This window comes from Enterobacter sp. 50588862 (assembly GCF_001462935.1).
Taxonomy (GTDB): domain Bacteria; phylum Pseudomonadota; class Gammaproteobacteria; order Enterobacterales; family Enterobacteriaceae; genus Enterobacter; species Enterobacter bugandensis.
Genome location: NZ_LNHM01000021.1, coordinates 29,009 through 47,530, shown reverse-complemented (window position 1 = coordinate 47,530; position 18,522 = coordinate 29,009). Strand labels below are relative to the sequence as shown.

Annotated in this window: 16 protein-coding genes; 6 read left to right on the top strand and 10 right to left on the bottom strand. The window is 56.0% G+C overall.

Translation table 11 applies throughout. The features are described 5' to 3' along the window. Positions 1–90: 90 nt before the first annotated feature. Complete coding sequence (gene degS, locus APT89_RS08055) at positions 91–1,158, top strand: outer membrane-stress sensor serine endopeptidase DegS (RefSeq protein ID WP_028014593.1); 1,068 nt, start codon at positions 91–93, stop codon at positions 1,156–1,158. An 87-nt stretch (positions 1,159–1,245) separates the two neighbouring features. Here the strand turns inward: degS and mdh are convergent, their stop codons facing one another. Further along, the gene (gene mdh / locus APT89_RS08050; protein WP_028014594.1) at positions 1,246–2,184 is read right to left on the bottom strand and encodes a malate dehydrogenase; all 939 of its coding nucleotides are present in this window, start codon (positions 2,182–2,184) and stop codon (positions 1,246–1,248) included. Positions 2,185–2,581: 397 nt separating this feature from the next. Between mdh and argR the strand changes: the two genes are divergently transcribed. The 3 genes from argR to yhcN (APT89_RS08035) all read left to right on the top strand — a co-directional run bounded on the left by argR (position 2,582) and on the right by yhcN (APT89_RS08035) (position 4,068). Further along, on the top strand, positions 2,582–3,052 hold the full coding sequence (gene argR, locus APT89_RS08045) for a transcriptional regulator ArgR (protein WP_008502836.1): 471 nt from the start codon (positions 2,582–2,584) through the stop codon (positions 3,050–3,052). A gap of 375 nt (positions 3,053–3,427) precedes the next feature. Beyond that, positions 3,428–3,691, top strand: coding sequence for a peroxide/acid stress response protein YhcN (gene yhcN / locus APT89_RS08040; RefSeq protein WP_014885423.1), 264 nt, complete (start codon positions 3,428–3,430; stop codon positions 3,689–3,691). 110 nt (positions 3,692–3,801) lie between these two features. Then, the gene (gene yhcN / locus APT89_RS08035; protein ID WP_028014595.1) at positions 3,802–4,068 is read left to right on the top strand and encodes a peroxide/acid stress response protein YhcN; all 267 of its coding nucleotides are present in this window, start codon (positions 3,802–3,804) and stop codon (positions 4,066–4,068) included. Positions 4,069–4,129: 61 nt separating this feature from the next. On the opposite strand, the gene APT89_RS08030 is transcribed toward yhcN (APT89_RS08035), so the two are convergent. The 5 genes from APT89_RS08030 to aaeX form a co-directional block, all read right to left on the bottom strand. Continuing rightward, complete coding sequence (locus tag APT89_RS08030; RefSeq protein ID WP_028014596.1) at positions 4,130–4,402, bottom strand: barstar family protein; 273 nt, start codon at positions 4,400–4,402, stop codon at positions 4,130–4,132. Between the two features lie 45 nt (positions 4,403–4,447). Next, the gene (locus APT89_RS08025) at positions 4,448–5,902 is read right to left on the bottom strand and encodes an NAD-dependent succinate-semialdehyde dehydrogenase (protein WP_028014597.1); all 1,455 of its coding nucleotides are present in this window, start codon (positions 5,900–5,902) and stop codon (positions 4,448–4,450) included. An 89-nt stretch (positions 5,903–5,991) separates the two neighbouring features. After that, entirely contained in the window at positions 5,992–7,959 is a 1,968-nt protein-coding gene (gene aaeB / locus APT89_RS08020; protein ID WP_041907837.1) for a p-hydroxybenzoic acid efflux pump subunit AaeB, read from the bottom strand. Between the two features lie 5 nt (positions 7,960–7,964). Beyond that, positions 7,965–8,897, bottom strand: a complete 933-nt coding sequence (gene aaeA, locus APT89_RS08015; protein WP_028014599.1) for a p-hydroxybenzoic acid efflux pump subunit AaeA — start codon at positions 8,895–8,897, stop codon at positions 7,965–7,967. A 7-nt stretch (positions 8,898–8,904) separates the two neighbouring features. Continuing rightward, on the bottom strand, positions 8,905–9,108 hold the full coding sequence (gene aaeX / locus APT89_RS08010) for a p-hydroxybenzoic acid efflux pump operon protein AaeX (protein ID WP_003860416.1): 204 nt from the start codon (positions 9,106–9,108) through the stop codon (positions 8,905–8,907). A gap of 179 nt (positions 9,109–9,287) precedes the next feature. Here aaeX and aaeR point away from each other — a divergent pair, with 179 nt between their 5' ends. Together aaeR and APT89_RS08000 are read left to right on the top strand one after the other, a co-directional pair. Continuing rightward, entirely contained in the window at positions 9,288–10,214 is a 927-nt protein-coding gene (gene aaeR, locus APT89_RS08005; protein ID WP_028014600.1) for an HTH-type transcriptional activator AaeR, read from the top strand. Between the two features lie 217 nt (positions 10,215–10,431). Beyond that, positions 10,432–11,046 carry a YagU family protein gene (locus tag APT89_RS08000; RefSeq protein ID WP_032644925.1) on the top strand — a complete coding sequence of 205 codons (615 nt, stop codon included), beginning with the start codon at positions 10,432–10,434 and terminating at the stop codon, positions 11,044–11,046. Between the two features lie 46 nt (positions 11,047–11,092). On the opposite strand, the gene tldD is transcribed toward APT89_RS08000, so the two are convergent. The 4 genes from tldD to APT89_RS07980 all read right to left on the bottom strand — a co-directional run bounded on the left by tldD (position 11,093) and on the right by APT89_RS07980 (position 18,515). Further along, positions 11,093–12,538: a metalloprotease TldD gene (gene tldD / locus APT89_RS07995; protein ID WP_028014602.1), complete on the bottom strand. Its 1,446-nt coding sequence runs from the start codon at positions 12,536–12,538 to the stop codon at positions 11,093–11,095. A gap of 84 nt (positions 12,539–12,622) precedes the next feature. Beyond that, the gene (yhdP, locus tag APT89_RS07990; protein WP_060572030.1) at positions 12,623–16,420 is read right to left on the bottom strand and encodes an AsmA2 domain-containing protein YhdP; all 3,798 of its coding nucleotides are present in this window, start codon (positions 16,418–16,420) and stop codon (positions 12,623–12,625) included. Between the two features lie 42 nt (positions 16,421–16,462). Continuing rightward, entirely contained in the window at positions 16,463–17,932 is a 1,470-nt protein-coding gene (gene rng / locus APT89_RS07985; protein ID WP_008502847.1) for a ribonuclease G, read from the bottom strand. Next, complete coding sequence (locus tag APT89_RS07980) at positions 17,922–18,515, bottom strand: Maf family protein (RefSeq protein WP_041907832.1); 594 nt, start codon at positions 18,513–18,515, stop codon at positions 17,922–17,924. The genes rng and APT89_RS07980 overlap by 11 nt, the downstream gene beginning before the upstream one ends. Positions 18,516–18,522 lie beyond the last annotated feature (7 nt).

Below are 18,522 nucleotides of genomic sequence, written 5' to 3'. Positions count from 1 at the left end.
ATTTGCGATCCCGGACATCACCGCTGCGTGTGATGTCCGGATAACTCATGTTATGCTGCAAATCGTTCCTTTTTTCACGACACGCGCATCATGCTTTTAAAGCTCTTACGTTCCATTGTCATCGGTTTGATTGTCGCAGGCCTGCTGCTACTGGCGATGCCGTCTTTGCGTCAGTTTAATAAGCTGTCTGCCCCCCAGTTCGACAGCACGGATGAAACGCCGGCGACCTATAACCAGGCCGTTCGCCGTGCCGCCCCTGCCGTGGTTAACGTTTATAACCGCGGCCTCAACAGCTCAGCACATAACCAGCTTGAGATCCGCACCCTTGGCTCCGGGGTGATTATGGACGAGCGCGGCTACATTATTACGAACAAACACGTGATCAACGATGCCGACCAGATCATCGTCGCCCTGCAGGATGGCCGCGTGTTTGAGGCGTTGCTTGTGGGTTCAGACAGCCTGACCGATCTGGCCGTGCTGAAGATTAACGCCACGGGCGGATTGCCGGTCATTCCGATCAACCGTAAACGTACGCCGCACATCGGCGATGTGGTGCTGGCGATCGGTAACCCGTACAACCTGGGCCAGACCATCACGCAGGGAATTATCAGCGCGACCGGTCGAATCGGCCTCAACCCGTCAGGACGGCAGAACTTCCTGCAGACGGATGCATCAATCAACCACGGCAACTCCGGCGGCGCGCTGGTCAACTCGCTGGGCGAACTGATGGGCATCAACACCCTCTCGTTCGATAAAAGCAACGACGGCGAGACGCCGGAAGGGATCGGCTTTGCTATTCCGTTCCAGCTGGCGACCAAGATTATGGATAAGCTGATCCGCGACGGACGCGTGATCCGCGGCTATATCGGTATCGGCGGGCGCGAAATTGCGCCAATGCATACTCAGGGCGGCGGTATCGATCAGATTCAGGGCATCGTCGTCAACGAGGTGGCACCGGGTGGCCCGGCGGCTAACGCGGGGATTCAGGTTAATGATGTCATCGTGTCGGTTAACGGCACGCCGGCAGTCTCTGCCCTGGAGACGATGGACCAGGTGGCCGAAATTCGCCCTGGCTCGATCATCCCTGTGGAAATCATGCGCAACGATAAGAAAATGACGCTGCACGTGACGATTCAGGAATACCCGGCAACAAATTAGCCCATAAAAAAACCGAAGCACTTACTGGCTTCGGTTTTTTTGCCGGGTGGCGCTAACGCTTACCCGGCCTACGGGAGACACTTCGTTTTACTTGTTAACGAACTCTTCACCCAGAGTGATATCTTTCTTCAGCGTGTCCAGCATGCCTTCCATCGCGTTTTGCTCAAACGCGCTCAGCGTACCGATAGGCTTACGCTCTTCAATACCGTTTTTGCCCAGCAGCAGCGGCTGAGAGAAGAAGCGAGCATGTTCGCCGTCGCCTTCAACGTAAGCGCATTCAACAACGCCTTTCTCGCCCTGCAGGGCGCGAACCAGTGACAGACCGAAACGTGCAGCCGCCTGGCCCATAGACAGGGTTGCAGAACCGCCACCCGCCTTCGCTTCCACCACTTCGGTGCCCGCGTTCTGGATTCGTTTGGTCAGGTCAGCCACTTCCTGCTCGGTGAAGCTCACGCCCGGGATCTGGGACAGCAGAGGCAGAATAGTCACGCCAGAGTGGCCGCCGATAACCGGCACTTCCACTTCTGTTGGCTGTTTGCCTTTCAGCTCAGCAACGAAGGTGTTGGAACGGATGATATCCAGCGTGGTCACGCCGAACAGTTTGTTTTTGTCGTACACACCCGCTTTCTTCAGCACTTCGGCTGCGATAGCAACGGTGGTGTTCACCGGGTTAGTGATGATACCGATGCATGCTTTCGGGCACACTTCAGCGATCTGCTGCACCAGGTTTTTCACGATGCCCGCGTTGACGTTGAACAGGTCTGAACGATCCATGCCTGGCTTACGCGCCACGCCTGCAGAAATCAGGACCACGTCAGCACCCTGCAGCGCAGGACGCGCATCTTCACCGGAGAAGCCTTTGATTTTTACAGCGGTCGGGATGTGGCTCAGGTCAACCGCCACGCCTGGGGTTACCGGAGCAATATCGTACAGGGAGAGTTCTGAGCCTGAAGGCAGTTGGGTTTTCAGTAGTAGGGCAAGCGCCTGGCCGATACCACCAGCAGCGCCGAGGACTGCGACTTTCATCCTAAACTCCTTATTATGGTTAACTTAAGTATCTGTAAATCCGTTGCCGCGACCTTAAATCAGCATGTCTTTAATTACAATTTTCGAAGCTAAAGAATTTGAGGTCACACGACTTTATCTCTCACCAGAAAGCTATCTGACGACAGATGGCAACGAATTAAGAGGTGGTTACAATACACCCTGCCACGCCACCAAAACAACATCATTTTGATAACATTTAATTTACTTTTAAGCTTATTTGCGCGGCGTGACCCAGGCATGTTTTCTGATAACGAAATCTGATAAAATCACTCCCTTTCATAACATTATTTCAGCCTGCCGTTGAGCAGATAATTTGCATAAAAATTCATCCACATGCATAATAATGTTGTTTCTTTCGTCATATTCCGGGTGACTTATGCGAAGCTCGTCTAAGCAAGAAGAATTGGTAAAAGCGTTTAAGGCGCTACTTAAAGAAGAGAAATTCAGTTCTCAGGGAGAAATTGTTCAGGCGCTGCAGGAACAAGGCTTCGATAACATCAACCAGTCGAAAGTCTCCCGCATGTTAACCAAGTTTGGCGCGGTGCGTACCCGCAACGCCAAGATGGAGATGGTCTATTGCCTGCCGGCTGAACTTGGCGTGCCGACCACCTCCAGCCCGCTCAAGAATTTGGTTCTGGATATCGACTATAACGACGCCGTTGTGGTCATCCACACAAGCCCGGGTGCCGCGCAGCTGATTGCCCGCATGCTGGACTCGTTAGGTAAAACAGAGGGTATTCTCGGCACCATTGCCGGTGATGACACCATCTTTACCACCCCGGCTAGCGGTTTCTCCGTGAAGGATCTCCACGAAGCGATTCTGGTTCTGTTCGAACAGGAACTGTAATGCGCCATCCCCCGTAGCGCCGCTGCGGGGATCATTCTGCTCTCGCATCATTTCCCCCTTTATTTCACTGCTCTTGCTTTGACAATTAGTGCTTTTTACCACTCATTAACATTCACCCAGTGAATAACAATCCCGCAAATCGCACAAAAAATCAAAAAGCATTATCCCTATGATTTTCTTATAAATACCAGCACAAATTGCTCATAAAACACCCAACATTATGCAATTAGGTTATAAAAAAAAGCGTGTTTAACACGTAATAACAAGGGAAACCATTAGTCTGGTATTAATTTTTTACGTTATTAGTGTATACTTGATTTTGTGATGAGGGTCACGAAACAAGACCCCACTAAAAAATTCGACGAGGTAAGAATCATGAAAATCAAAACTACTGTAGCGGCGCTGAGCGTCCTGTCTGTCCTGTCCTTCGGTGCTTTCGCGGCTGACGCTATTAATGCTGACCAGGCGCAATCCCGTGAGGCAATCGGTACGGTTTCTGTCGGCGCTGTTGGCACGTCTCCAATGGACATGCATGAGATGCTGAACAAAAAAGCGGAAGAAAAAGGTGCGTCATCCTATCGCATTATCGAAGCGCGTTCCGGTGACCACTGGCACGCTACCGCCGAGCTGTACAAATAAGTTTAAGTAATCACTGAAGACATAACTCTCCACTCAACGGCACCAGGCATAAAAATAGCAGTTCAACCCTTCTCGCCGTTGAGCAAAAAACCTGTTCAGGAGTAAAGACTATGAAAACCAAACTGATCATCGCAACCCTGGGTCTGGCATCCGCTCTCTCTTTCGGCGCAAGCGCAGCCGTACAGCAAGTGAATGCCGATCAGGCACAAAATCTGCAGCCAATGGGCAGCGTCTCCGTGACGTCAGTCACCGGCTCCCCGATGGACATTCGTCAGGAACTTGCCGCCAAAGCTGAAAAAGCAGGCGCCAGCAGCTATCGCGTCACCGAACTGAATCAGGGTGACCACTGGCACGCCACGGCTGAACTGTATAAATAAACCCTCGTCGTATCTCATCATACGACTTGCCCCTGGCCTCGTGGTCAGGGGCTTTTTTCATTTAATGCCGCGCGTTAAAGCGAAGCTGTCCTTCAAGCTCTTCCTCCGCTTCATCGAAGAGTAATATCAGCGCGCCGAAACGTCTGCGCAGCTTATCGGGCAGATGGATAAACTCAATCTCCAGCGGTAGCGGCAGCATGCTGCCGGTGACCACGTCCCACAGCGTATCCAGATTGGTCACGCTTTCCCGTTCAAGATCAAACGCCCGGATAAATTCCCGATAAAAGTCTTCCTGACTGTCGATTTCGTCAAAATCAAAAGTATAGGTTTTCATTGCCAGCCACCCAGTCCAGGCGGGCGGCAGATGCCGCCCAGTCTATTATAATCCCCCGATATGCAGGGTTTTAACTTCCAGATACTCTTCCAGCCCCAGCACGGATCCCTCACGTCCAAGACCGGACTCTTTTACGCCGCCGAAAGGCCCCAGCTCGGTGGAAACGGCGCACTCGTTAATGCCAATCATCCCGCTCTCGATGGCCTGTGAAACGCGGAAAACCCGGGAAAGGTTCTGGGTGTAGAAGTAAGCCGCCAGCCCATAAGGCGTGTTATTCGCACGCTGGATAACTTCATCTTCCGAGGTGAAGCGGAAACACGCCGCAACCGGACCAAACGTCTCTTCTTCTGCCAGCTTCATGCCTTCGTGACAGTCGCCCAGCACGGTTGGCATCCAGAAATTACCGCCCAGCGGATGGGGTTTGCCGCCCGCCAGCACGGTCGCCCCTCGTGTGACAGCATCTTCAACATGCTCACGGACCTTGTCGACCGCGGCGGATTCAATCAGCGGCCCGACGACGACGCCGTCCTCAAGGCCATTCCCCACCTTAAGGGCATTAACCGCATCTGCGAGCTTATTCACAAACTTGTCGTAGACGGTTTCCTGAATGTAGAAGCGGTTCACGCTGACGCAGACCTGCCCGGCATTGCGGAATTTATTGGCAATTGCGCCTTTTACCGCAGCCTCGATGTCGGCATCCTCAAAGACGATATACGGAGCATTTCCCCCCAGCTCCATCGAGACTTTTTTCATGGTTTCTGCGGCGTTGCGCACCAGCGTTTTGCCGACGGAGGTCGAACCGGTAAAGGAGATTTTACGCACGTCGTGGCTGGCCATGATCGCATCGCTGATTTCATGGGTATTTCCGGCCACCGCGTTGAGCACACCGTCGGGCACGCCCGCCTGTTTTGCCAGCGTCAGCAGCGCAAAGGCGCTGAGCGGCGTGTTATTGGCCGGTTTGATGACACCGGTACACCCGGCTGCCAGCGCCGGGCCTAGCTTGCGGGTGAGCATCGCCATCGGGAAGTTCCACGGCGTGATGGCCGCGACGACGCCGATGGGCTCACGGGTCGCCAGAATGCGCGAGCCGGGCTTGATTGGCGGAATAATTTCACCGTTCGCGCGCTTGGCCTCTTCGGCGAACCACTGGATAAAGCTGGCGGCATACTCCACTTCCCCTTCCGCCTCTTTCAGGGGCTTGCCCTGCTCGGTGGTCATTAACCGCCCGAGCCAGCTTTTATTTTCAATAATCAGTTCGTACCAGCGGTACAGAATCGCCGAACGCTCTTTCGCGGTTTTGGCACGCCATGCCGGGAAGGCTTTGGTGGCCGCTGCGATCGCTTCTTCGGTTTGCGCTTTCCCCGCTTTCGCAACTTTAGCGATGACCTCACCGGTCGCGGGGTTCAGCACATCAAACGTTGTGTCCAGCGTTTTCCAGATGCCGTCGACCAGATAGCCGGTCTGAAAAAGGGTGTTGTCCTGAAGCGCCTGAGTCGTCATGTGTCCTCCCTTCCTGAATGTAAGTACGTGCTGGAATAAGTATAGCCACAAAAAAACCGGCGCTTTTGGCGTCGGTTTTTTTACTTCAGTCAGTTATCCGTGAGGGCATTCTGGTAGCGATGCAGCATAAACACCAGCCGCCCTACCGGCTCGGTCACCTGTGGCGGCGCTTGCCAGTGCTTGAGCTTTTCCTGATAAATATCCAGTTCTTCAAGCAGTTGGGTAAAGTAACGACGGCGTTTGTCGTCACTGCTGGCGGAAAGCACATGGTCGGCGGTACGACGCAGCTGACGGTGGAATGCCGAGAGATCGTCGTTGATCGGCACCGGCGCGTTGCGCAGACGCTGGTGCGCGATGATCATGGTTAACGCCAGGCGGAACTTCGCTATGTCGCCCGGGAACTTGTTCAGCAGTAAAAACAGCTGCTGGTAGAGCGCGGGCAGGTGGTTCTCTTTACGACGCGCGGTATTGGTAGTCATCGACGACACGGCAGCCGATACAAACTGGTTCAGCAATACGCGCCCCGTCCGCGCCTGCGAGTTATCCCGGACCAGCAGAATCACCATCATCGCCAGGAAGCAGCCCACCAGCTGACCCAGCGCGCTGTCGAGGAACTGGCTGAAGTGGAAGGTCATTGGGTTATCCAGCACGATGATGTTAATCGTACTCGCCAGCGCCCCCAGCGATCCCAGGCGGCGCTTTTGCACTTCAATGCCGATAAAGAACGCCATCACCGCCAGGCTAATACAGAGCAGCAGCATGCTCTGCTGCGTCGACGGGATGATGACCAGGAAATAGAGCGCGCCTATCGGCAGCGCGGCGATGGTGCCGTAGAGGAAATCAATGGCGACCATGCGCGGGTTAGGCAGACGCATCGCCAGTGCGGTCACGACGGCAATCATCACCATCGCGCCGCTGCCGGACGTCCAGCCCGTCCACAGCCAGAACAGCGTGCCGAGCATACAGGCAAGCGTGGTACGCCAGAAGTTGACCATCGCGTGATGGCGCTCGGCAGACTCCGCCTTGATCACCACTTCGCCCTGGAGCACCTCTTCTTCCGCCGCGCTGATTTTGGTGTTACCGATCACGCCGCGCTTAAGCAGCAGATAGCGCGTTGCGGCCCCAACCCAGGTGTAGATCGTCACCGGCGTCTCGCGCTCCCCGGTCCAGGCAATCACCCGGCGCATGCGCTTAAGCTGCTTATGCACGTCCTGTACAGTCTCTACCGGCTCGGCAAACAGTTCGCGGAACGTATCGGTGACCACTTCCGGCCGGGTGTTCTGGATGAGATAGGTTTCGCAGGCCTGGGTAATCAGCGTTAAGGAGACGGTATTGAGGGCTTTAAGGCGACGATTCGCCCGCGCCCAGCGAGACGACTCCATATTGAGGTTGCTGCGCATCCCTTCCAGCGCCTGCGTACGACGAACCAGCCCGCTCCAGGCTTTATCCACCTCTTCGCTGTCGCCGTGTTTAATGCACAGCTGCATCAGCTGGTACTGGGCAACGATCAGCGCGTCCAGCTCGCGATCCACCTCTTGCTTGATCGAGCGCGGGGAGAAAAGCAGGTCAGCCACGATCGCGCAGACAATACCAATCACAATCTCGCTGCAGCGCTCCACGGCAAACTGCGGCGCGAGCAGCGGTTCGCTTTGGATGGTGATGACAATGATCAGCGCGGTATAGCCCGCCAGCCCCCAGGCGTAGGAGTTCTCCACTTTTACCAGAGACGAGACCCAGGTGCAGAAGCCTGCCCAGATGCAGCACACCATTAGCATCAGCAGCGGCGTGCGGATCATCAGAATAATAATGGTCAGCGCCGCGAAACAGCCGATAAACGTCCCGATGATACGCAGCATCCCGCGATAGCGGATCGCACCAGAGTAGGGTTCTCCACCCGCGGCGAAGGCAGGGCCCGCCGCGACAATCGCGGCGGTCAGCACCGCCCAGCGAGGGGTTTCAAGCTGGAAGTGGAAGCCAACGAACAGCGCCAGCACGATGGCGCACGCCAGCTTCACGGCGAAGCGAATGTGCTGGCTGGCGATGGAAAAGATACCCATGGCGATTAACCAAACTCGCGCAGGCGATGGGCAATTTTACGGAAGAGGGAGTCCTGGCTGGCATCCCGATCTTTTTCTCCGGTGATCACCACCGTCGCCGTGGTACCCGCTGGCCACAGGTTGCCCTGCTGCTCATCCAGATGAATACGTACCGGCACGCGCTGCGCCAGACGCACCCACTCCAGGTTAGAATCTACCGTCGCCATCCCTTTGGCATCGTTAGAGCTGCTGGAGTTGGTTACCCCTGCGGCAACGCTATCGACGGTACCTTTAAAGACGCGGTTGCTGCCAAGCGGCGTGACTTCTGCGCGATAACCCGGACGAACGCCCTCCAGCTTGGTCTCTTCCATATAGGCGAGCACGTAGAAGGAGTTCTGTTTAACCAGCGCCACGGCGGTTGAGCCACGGGTGATAAACTCCCCGGCATAGACGTTCAGGTTGGTCACCCAGCCATCGGCCGGCGCGCGGATCACGGTACGCTCCAGGTCGAGCTTCGCTAGATCGCGCGTTGCCTGCGCTTTCGCTAACTGGTGCAGCACGGTTTGCAGCACGTTGTTGGACTGGTCAATCTCTTCGCGGGACATGGCCTGAACGCCCAGCTGGTTACGACGGCCTGCCTCTCGGCGTTTCTCTGCGGCCAGCGCCTGGTAATAGGCCACGTCTGCTTCTGCTTCCTCCAGCGCCTTCTGGTAACGAGGCTGGTCGATGGTGAACAGGACCTGATCTTTCTTCACCAGCTGGTTATCGTGAACGTTAACCGCCGTGATAAGGCCGGCCACGTCGGGGGCAATTGCCACCACATCGGCGCTAAAGCGCGCGTCACGCGTCCACGGTGATTCGGTGTAATAAACCCAGGCGCGAAAAATAGCGATGAACGCGAGGATAACCAGCGCCATGGTAATGGCGGTGCGGGAGATTTTTCTTGTTAGCGTTTTCACATCAACCTCAGACAAACATGCGCGATATCAGGTAAAACAGGCAGCAATACAGCGCGGTATTGAACAATGCAGGGTGCCAGACGAAATCGTAGATCCCAGTCGGGACCAGCACCTTGCGCACCAGCCAGAAGATCGCCAGTGATAAAAGTAGCTCGAAAAATATCGGTGGGAACGACAGACCGAACACCACGATAACGGGAAACAGACTCATGTTGACCTTGATAAGAGAGAGTGCAGGCTTCAGAATTTTTTAGCGCACGCCATCGCAGGAGAGCTAGAAACGCAGGGCGAGAATGGCGCAGCCGTTATGTAATTAATAATATATTAACGTAACTGTTATGCTGTTATCTATCATATGTGATCTAAATCACTTTTAAGCCAGAGTGAACAATGGAACGTTTAAAACGCATGTCCGTCTTCGCCAAAGTGGTTGAACTCGGCTCATTTACCGCCGCTGCGCGCCAGCTTCAGATGAGCGTCTCATCCATCAGCCAGACGGTGTCCAAACTGGAAGATGAGCTTCAGGTTAAGCTGCTCAACCGCAGCACCCGCAGCATCGGGTTGACGGAAGCCGGTAAAATTTACTATCAGGGCTGTCGCCGCATGCTGCATGAAGTGCAGGATGTTCACGAACAACTCTATGCCTTTAACAACACGCCCATCGGCACGCTGCGTATTGGGTGTTCTTCAACTATGGCACAAAATGTTCTCGCTGCCATGACGGCGGACATGCTGAAAGAGTACCCTGGGCTTACCGTCAATCTGGTGACGGGCATCCCTGCCCCAGACCTGATCGCCGATGGATTAGACGTGGTGATCCGCGTTGGCGCGTTGCAGGACTCCAGCCTGTTCTCGCGTCGCCTCGGGAGCATGCCGATGGTGGTCTGTGCCTCGAAGAGCTATCTGGCGCAGTACGGTGTGCCGGAGAAACCTGCCGATCTCGCTAACCACTCCTGGCTGGAGTACAGCGTCCGCCCCGATAATGAATTTGAACTGATTGCTCCGGAAGGGATCTCCACCAGGCTGCTGCCGGAAGGCCGGTTCGTCACCAACGATCCGATGACCATTTCGCGCTGGCTGGTGGCCGGCGCCGGGATCGCCTACGTGCCGCTGATGTGGGTGATCAATGAGATCAACAGCGGCGTGCTGGAGATCCTCTTCCCGCGCTATCAGTCCGATCCACGCCCGGTCTACGCTCTGTATACCGAGAAGGACAAGCTGCCCCTCAAAGTACAGGTGTGTATTAACTATCTGACCGACTATTTTGTCGACGTAGCAGAGCTGTTTCAGGGAATGCGCGGAAGAAGAAAGGAATAAGTAATTAATTTCTGAAATATCCGCGCCATTAATATTTCAGGATGAAGCCGGCCTTCATCCAGGAATATTCTTTAGCTTCTATCAGGAATAGCGAATTGACACTGCCGCCGCCTGCCCTTTACCTTATAAACAGTCTGGCATTCAGACTGTTATTATTTTGTTGCTGATTTGAATAATAAAATGTATTTCGCAGGATGACGTTAAACAAGGAAACGAAATGAATCTATTTGAACAAACACCGCCGTCACGCAGGCGCTACGGACTCGCCGCGTTCATTGGCTTAATTGCAGGAATTGTCTCCGCGTTTGTCAAATGGGGAGCCGAGGTACCACTCCCGCCACGCAGTCCCACCGATTTATTTACCGGCGCATGCGGCCCTGAGCAATTAATAAGAGCCGCAGGCCAAATAGATTGCTCCCGCAATTTTTTAAATCCACCCTATGTTTTTTTACGCGACTGGCTGGGCGTAGTTGATCCTAACGCAGCAGTTTATACCTTTGCCGGACATATATTTAACTGGGTCGGCGTCACGCATATTATTTTCTCAATCGTCTTCGCGGTTGGGTATTGTGTCGTTGCTGAAGTCTTCCCGAAAATTAAACTCTGGCAGGGTTTGCTGGCGGGTGCATTGGCACAGCTTTTTGTTCACATGCTCTCCTTCCCGCTGATGGGGCTGACGCCACCGCTGTTTGATCTGCCCTGGTATGAACATGTGTCAGAGATCGTGGGTCATCTGGTCTGGTTCTGGTCGATCGAAATCATTCGACGTGACTTGCGTAACCGCATTACTCACGAGCCGGATCCGGAGATCCCGCTGGGTAACTTACGTTAAAAAAATGGCGCTACATCTGTAGCGCCATTTTTTATGTTTGCTCAGGTCAGGCCGTGCCGCCCACCGTCAGATTATCCACTTTCAGCGTTGGCTGACCCACGCCAACCGGCAGGCTCTGGCCTTCTTTACCGCAAACACCCACGCCGTTATCCAGCTTCAGATCGTTACCGACCATGGAAATCTGCTGCATCGCTTCAATGCCGGAGCCAATCAGCGTCGCGCCCTTCACCGCTTTGGTCACTTTGCCCTTCTCAATCAGGTACGCTTCTGAAGTCGAGAAGACAAACTTACCGGAGGTGATATCCACCTGACCGCCGCCAAAGTTTGGCGCAAAGATACCGTAATCCACGGATTCGATAATCTCCTGCGGCGTGGATTTGCCCGGCAGCATATAAGTGTTGGTCATGCGCGGCATCGGCAGGTGCGCGTAAGATTCACGGCGGCCGTTACCCGTTGGCGCTACGCCCATCAGGCGCGCGTTGAGTTTGTCCTGCATGTAGCCTTTCAGAACGCCGTTTTCGATCAGCACGTTGTACTGGCCTGGCGTACCTTCATCGTCGATAGAAATCGAGCCGCGGCGGTCAAGCATGGTGCCATCATCTACTACGGTGCAAAGCTCAGAGGAGACGAGCTGTCCGATCTGGCCGCTGAACACGGACGTCCCACGACGGTTAAAATCGCCTTCCAGACCGTGGCCCACCGCTTCGTGCAGCAGCACGCCCGGCCAGCCTGCGCCCAGCACCACCGGGAATGTCCCGGCCGGCGCCGCAACAGCATTAAGATTCACCAGCGCCATGCGCACGGCTTCTTTAGCCCACGCGTCAGCGCGCGCTTCGCCGTCAACATCACCCAGGAACCAGTCATAGCCGAAACGACCGCCGCCGCCGCTTGAGCCGCGCTCGCGTTTGCCGTTGTCATCGACCTGCACGCTGATGGAGAGACGCACCAGCGGACGCACATCGGCCGCCAGCGTACCGTCCGTTGCCGCCACCAGAATCAGTTCATACACACCGCTCAGGCTGGCGGAGACTTCCTGAACACGTTTGTCGGCGGCGCGGGCCACTTTGTCCACGCGGCGCAGGATGTCCAGCTTCTCTTCACGGCTCATGCTCTGCAGCGGGTCGATGCTGGTATAAAGCGCGGAGTGCTGCACTTCACCCAGGGTTTTCACGCGACCGTCGCCGGCATCGCGCACAATGGTACGCGCGGCCTGAGCGCTCTGCTCAAGCGCGGCCAGGCTAATCTGGTCGGCATAGGCAAAACCGGTTTTTTCGCCGCTGATGGCGCGCACGCCGACGCCCTGGTCAATGTTATATGAGCCATCTTTGATGATGCTGTCTTCTAAAACCCAGGATTCGTGATAGCTCGACTGGAAATAGAGATCGCCGTAGTCGAGACGGCGTTCGGTCAGTTGACCAAGAATGGAGAACAGGTCCTGATGGCTCAGGCCGTTCGCTGCGAGCAAATGTTCACTTACCAGGTTCAGACTCATCGTATTGCTACTCGTTCGTTGCCGCCCGTGGCGGTATAAAGATCGTATTTATTGAGAGTGAGGCAATTACCTGCCCACGTCAAATCATTGCTGTGCATCTTTGCGCGGCTGGCGCAGCACCTCGTTAATCTGCGGTTTATCGACCGGACCGGTAATGCGATAGCGCAGAATGGAGACCTTGCTCCAGAGTGGCCCCAGCACTTTACTGGCGGCAAACACCGCCGCACCGACAATCGGGTTAACCACAAAGGCCGCCGCCACGCCCACGCTGGCGGAAATTTCCGGCGCCACCACGGCTTCCATATCCAGCTCGCGACGCACGAGGTTGACTGAGCCTTTCATGGCGATGTCCGCTTCCAGCCCATCCACCAGCGTGTCGTCCGTGTGCATAACGCCGTCCTTGATCCACGCCGTACTGCGGATGGAATCGTAATAGAAACCTTCGCTGAAGGTGTCGCTGAAATCGAAGCGCAGCTTGCGCAGCAGCGCATCAAAGCTGAGGAGGCGCAGGATCTGCCCGGCGCGCCCCGTGCTCACGTCGGCGATTTCACCTTTGCCAAAGTGTGTTTTCAGAATACCGTTCAGTGACGCTTCGTCCGGTGTCCACGGCGCGGCACGCCAGTGAAGATCGTAATTAACGTTAAACGAGGAGCCGCGCAGCGGCGTGCTGATGCCAAAGAAGTTGGCTGCCGCATCCAGCTTGTTGCCTTTAATGTCGCCCTTCAGAGACGTGCGCTGCTCGCCCGGGTTATTCACCCACTCTCCACCCGCCGTCATGCGGCCAAAGCCGGTGTCGATCAATCCGCCGGAGAGCTTGAGCGTATTCCCCTGGATGGCAAAATCACCGTCGATACGGCCATATTTTTGCCCCCACAGCCAGCACTCCGCGCAGCGCAGTTGCAGATCGGGCCAGCCGCTAAAATCGACGCGGGTAGTATTACTCAGCGGCGATGTATTCGCCGGTTTATCTTTACTCGCAGCAGCCGGGTTGTAGTAGAGATAGCGGATCGCTGCCTGCCACGGCGCGTTATTGCGCATGGTCAGCGTGCCGTTGATCTCCCGGCCCTGCGCCTCCACTTTTGAGCCGTTAGCGGTTGGCTGGGAGACAATGCTCAGATTGTTCCACTGCTGTCCGCCCAGCATCAGCGACGGCGTGCGTACGGTAATGGTCTGCGGGAACTGGGCGGCCTCATCAACGTTTTGCCCAACGCCTTTCTGGAACAGCGCCAGCCACTCCGCGCCGTCCATCGGCGGGAGATTCAGCTCAACGCCCGCATGCTCAGGCAACGGCGGCGTGGTTTTGCTGTCCGTCGTCCAGATGGCTTTGTCGAGGGTAAGCTTGCGGTTAAGCAGCCAGCGGCTGTTAAAGTGGTTTGTTCCGCCCGCGCTTCCGGTCAGCGCGAAGCTGTCCAGATTGCCATCAACGTTAAGCTTCACCGGCAGCGGCTGTCCCGCCTGTTTATCCAGCGGCGCAGGCAGTTGGCTTTGAAGATTCTTCAGGTCACCCGTAATGTCGACCTTATAGTGTGCACCTGCGTGATACGGCAGGTCGATTGCCACTTTGCCCTGCCAGGCGACCGCGCCCGCTACTGACGCCTCAATCGGCTTCGGCAGGACATCCATACGCGACGGCTGCCAGTTGCCGTCCAGATTAACGGCCACCTGATAAGCCTTTTGCCCCTCGGCTGTTGAGAAGTCGATATTCACCGGCTGATTAAACCAGCTGGCGGTCAGCGGCTCGCTTTTCAAATTACCGTTCACAAAGCTGAACTGTCCGCTGAGGTCTTTCAGGGTGCTATCAAGCGGTTTAATGTACAGGCTGTTGTTCTTCAGACGGACGTCACCTTTGGCGGTGGTCATTTCACCGTCCAGCGGGATATCCAGATGTAAGCGAGCATTCACATCGCCATCGAGCTGGAGCTGCTGAAGGGTCGCCGCCAGCGACTCTTTGAGTGGCGTCTCCTCAAAGTACGGCCCCACCGCTTTCCCCGGGCCGTTGATGTCGGCATCAATCAGCAGCTTCTCTTTTGAGTAGTCCGGGATGTTGGCCGTCAGGTTGCTGGCCGTTACGCCTCCCAGCGCAACGCTGTCCGCCTTCATCCATAATCCGTCGTTGAGGAAGTTAAGCTCGATATCCAGGTTTTTCAGCGCGGGCCAGCCCGGCTGGAACGCGAAGGTGGCGTCGTGCAGCGGCACCAGCACCTGGAACTGCCCCTCATTATGTTTGTACGGGAAAAGATGCGGGTTACCGCCGTAGACCAGCGTGGCGTTTTCCGCCTGACCGCCCTGAATTGCGCCGCTCAGATAGTCGACCAGCGCTTTACCCATCAGATTTTCCGGGAAATAGCGCCAGGCCTGAGAACCGTCATCGGTACTGATCCCGGCCAGAATGCCCAGCCACGGTTCGTCACCCTGCGGCTGTAGATAGCGGAAGTCACCCCGCGCGTGTACCGCTTTGGCTTTGACGTCGATATGGCGACCATCAAGCTGGAAGCCCTTATCGTTACGGAGCCAGTTAAGCACCGCGCTGCCCTGCTCAATTTCCAGCGGCGCGCGGAAGACCGTCTCGTAAGGCATTTTAGCGTTGTGCATATCGGCCGTGAGCCTGCCGTTCTCCACGCTGCCTTCCAGCTTGCCGCTGAAATGCTCCGCGCCCGGCAGCATCTTCCACTGCTTCCAGGCAAGATCTTTCCATGTTGCCTGGAAACGGGTTTTTTCCGTCGCCTGAAGCGGGATATCCAGCGCCAGAGAATCAATTTTTCCGCTCGGCTGCGTTGCCAGCCAGATCTCGCCCAGGTCCGGAGAGAGCTTTGCCGCCATGGAGCGCAGGCCTTCAATGGCCGCCAGATCCAGGTTACTGGCGCGGATGCGCAGCTCATCGCTGCGTTTACTCGCCGCGCCGCCCACCTCCTGCTCCGGCATCCAGGCCAGCGTCAACGCACCGCGCGGCCAGGGCTTGCCGTCCATCGTGATGCGCGTATCCGGGATGGCGAACTGCCAGCCCTCTTTTTCCTGCGTCACGTGCGCGGTGAGGTTATCAACGGAAAGCTGATGCTGCTGTCTTTCACCCTTCCAGCTCGCGCCCCCTTGCTTCAGCCAGATATCGCCGCTGGCAAATTTCCCTTTCGTCAGGGTCATCCAGCCCTCAAGGCTGAAACGGGCGGTTTCCAGCTGCATGTTTTGCTGCAGCCAGTCGCCGAGCCAGGGCTTTACATCCACATCGTCGGCCTGCAGCCAGACTTTGCCGTTGTTTAACAGGCCGTCATCGTCACGCAAGTCCATACGCACCTGCATGACGCCGTGCTGGCCGTTCAGGCTGGAAAGATTGACCTGCCCCTCGGCGCGGTGTCGATCCTTGCCGTTAAGCCAGGTCAGCTGCGGGATCGCCAGTTCGGCGCGCTGGCCAGAAAGGGTAATAAAGCTCACTTCGCTGTCGCGCAGATCGAAATGATCGAACTGGCGGAGGAAGAGATCGCTGAAGCGGTTGGCTTCCAGGCCCTGATTGTTATCACCGCCCGTCAGCGGCGTATTGGTCAGAAACTGGAGTTGATAAAAGGTGAGATCGCGAAACTGCCAGCGCAGATGCAGCAGGCTTTGCCAGACGTCCAGCGCCAGGGTTACGCGTTTGATTTTGAGATGACCGCCATCTTTCAGGCTGGCGTTGATGTCACGGACATCCAGCGTCGGGCCAAAATTCTGCCAGCTGGCGCTAACCTGGCTTACGTCGACCGGCACGCCGGTGGTGGATTCGATTTTCGCCAGCAGCTGCGGACGCCAGCTGTCCAGATGCGGTAAAACGAGGCGTAGCCCGCTCACGAGCAACGCGACAATCACGACCAGCGTTGCCCCTGTAAGCACTAAAATCCCCGGCAATCGCCTCACGCATCTCTCCTTGTCAGCTTTCGTCACGCAGCGTACTGCGTTTTACATCATTACGACGTCAAACTGCTCCTGGTTATAGAGCGGTTCAATTTGTACTTTTACCTGTTTGCCGACAAAGATTTCCACTTCCGCCAGCGCGTGCGACTCTTCGCCTTTCAGGGCTTCAGCCACCGCAGGGGAAGCATAGACCAGAAAACGGTCTGAGTCGTAGGCATGATGGACACGGACAATTTCACGCATGATCTCGTAGCAGACCGTCTCCACCGTCTTTACCGTTCCGCGTCCATGGCAGGTTGGACACTCATTACACAGGACATGTTCCACGCTTTCGCGGGTCCGTTTCCGGGTCATTTCCACCAGGCCGAGCTGCGAGAAGCCGTTGATGCTGGTCTTCACGCGATCTTTACTCAGCGCCTGTTCCAGCGAGTGCAGCACGCGACGACGATGGTCTTCATTACTCATATCGATAAAGTCGATGATGATAATGCCGCCGAGGTTGCGCAAACGAAGCTGACGCGCAATCGCCTGCGTGGCTTCGATGTTGGTGTTGAAGATGGTGTCGTCCAGATTGCGATGACCGACAAACGCGCCGGTGTTGATATCGACGGTGGTCATCGCTTCGGTCTGATCGATGATCAGATAGCCGCCGGACTTCAGTTCGACCTTACGCTCCAGGGCTCGCTGGATCTCGTTTTCGACATCATAGAGATCGAAGATCGGCTGACGCCCGGTGTAATGCTCCAGCAGGCCCGGCATTTCCGGGATGTATTCAGCGGTAAACTCCAGCAGCGCTTCATACGTCAGGCGAGAGTCCACGCGAATGCGGTCGAGTTGGGCATCGGCAAAGTCACGCAGCACGCGCTGCGCAAGCGCCAGCTCACCGTACAGCTGGTAGCGAGTCTGGTTGCGTTTTTTACGCTCCATCACTTTGGTCCAGACGCGTTTCAGGTAAGCCGCATCCGACGCCAGGTCTTCTTCGCTGATCCCTTCTGCAGCGGTACGGATAATAAACCCGCCCTGTTCATCGCAGTAGGCGCTGACCACTTTCTTCAGCCGCTCGCGCTCGCTTTCGCTCTCAATACGCTGCGAAACGCCCACATGTGACGCGCCGGGCATAAAGACCAGATAGCGGGAAGGTAAGGTAATGTCGGTGGTCAGACGGGCACCTTTGGTGCCAAGGGGATCTTTCACCACCTGCACCATTAAGTCCTGGCCCTGACGCACCAACTCGGAAATGTCGCGCACGGCAAACTGCTTTTGCTCTTCGCCCGCGACGCACTCGGTGTGCGGCATGATGTCGGAGGCATGTAAAAATGCCGCCTTATCCAGTCCAATATCTACAAAAGCCGCCTGCATACCCGGCAGTACACGACTGACACGACCTTTGTAGATATTGCCTACTATTCCGCGCCGCGCTTCACGCTCAATATGAATTTCCTGAAGAATGCCACCGTCAATATAGGCCACACGGGTTTCCGATGGCGTTACGTTTACCAACAATTCAGCCGTCATAATTATCCCTTCCCTCACGCAGTGAGTTAAAATTGCTCAGCAACTCATACGTTTCCACCAGCGGTAAGCCGACTACGGCGTGATAGCTGCCATTTATCTTCCTGACAAAACAGCCACCCAACCCTTGAATACCGTATGCACCTGCTTTATCCATCGGTTCACCGCTGGCAATATAAGCGGCGATCTCGTCGTCGGTAATCACTCTGAACGTGACATCCGTAACCACCAGGCAATCCAGCACGTGCTGGCTGTCCGCCAGCGCGACGGCCGTCATCACCTGGTGCGTTTGCCCGGACATCTTGCGCAGCATGCGCGCCGCATGGCCGGCGTCATGCGGTTTCTCGAGGACTTCACCGTTAAGGATAACGATGGTATCTGCTCCCAGCACGGGCAGATCGCGCGGCACACAGGCCACGCCCGCCTGCGCTTTCTCGCGTGCCAGGCGAGACACGTACTGCTGAGCACTTTCGCCCTCAGCACGTTTTTCTTCAATGCCGGTCACGATGCGTTCAAAAGAGACCCCTAACTGCGTCAGGAGTTCCTGACGGCGCGGGGAGCCGGAAGCAAGATACAGAGACGTCATAGAAACC

What these genes read in the sequence shown, in the direction of transcription:
- degS (WP_028014593.1), top strand. Translation starts at nt 91, where the DNA reads ATGCTTTTAAAGCTCTTACGTTCCATTGTCATCGGTTTGATTGTCGCA.
- mdh (WP_028014594.1), bottom strand. Translation starts at nt 2,184, where the DNA reads ATGAAAGTCGCAGTCCTCGGCGCTGCTGGTGGTATCGGCCAGGCGCTT.
- argR (WP_008502836.1), top strand. Translation starts at nt 2,582, where the DNA reads ATGCGAAGCTCGTCTAAGCAAGAAGAATTGGTAAAAGCGTTTAAGGCG.
- yhcN (WP_014885423.1), top strand. Translation starts at nt 3,428, where the DNA reads ATGAAAATCAAAACTACTGTAGCGGCGCTGAGCGTCCTGTCTGTCCTG.
- yhcN (WP_028014595.1), top strand. Translation starts at nt 3,802, where the DNA reads ATGAAAACCAAACTGATCATCGCAACCCTGGGTCTGGCATCCGCTCTC.
- APT89_RS08030 (WP_028014596.1), bottom strand. Translation starts at nt 4,402, where the DNA reads ATGAAAACCTATACTTTTGATTTTGACGAAATCGACAGTCAGGAAGAC.
- APT89_RS08025 (WP_028014597.1), bottom strand. Translation starts at nt 5,902, where the DNA reads ATGACGACTCAGGCGCTTCAGGACAACACCCTTTTTCAGACCGGCTAT.
- aaeB (WP_041907837.1), bottom strand. Translation starts at nt 7,959, where the DNA reads ATGGGTATCTTTTCCATCGCCAGCCAGCACATTCGCTTCGCCGTGAAG.
- aaeX (WP_003860416.1), bottom strand. Translation starts at nt 9,108, where the DNA reads ATGAGTCTGTTTCCCGTTATCGTGGTGTTCGGTCTGTCGTTCCCACCG.
- aaeR (WP_028014600.1), top strand. Translation starts at nt 9,288, where the DNA reads ATGGAACGTTTAAAACGCATGTCCGTCTTCGCCAAAGTGGTTGAACTC.
- APT89_RS08000 (WP_032644925.1), top strand. Translation starts at nt 10,432, where the DNA reads ATGAATCTATTTGAACAAACACCGCCGTCACGCAGGCGCTACGGACTC.
- tldD (WP_028014602.1), bottom strand. Translation starts at nt 12,538, where the DNA reads ATGAGTCTGAACCTGGTAAGTGAACATTTGCTCGCAGCGAACGGCCTG.
- rng (WP_008502847.1), bottom strand. Translation starts at nt 17,932, where the DNA reads ATGACGGCTGAATTGTTGGTAAACGTAACGCCATCGGAAACCCGTGTG.
- APT89_RS07980 (WP_041907832.1), bottom strand. Translation starts at nt 18,515, where the DNA reads ATGACGTCTCTGTATCTTGCTTCCGGCTCCCCGCGCCGTCAGGAACTC.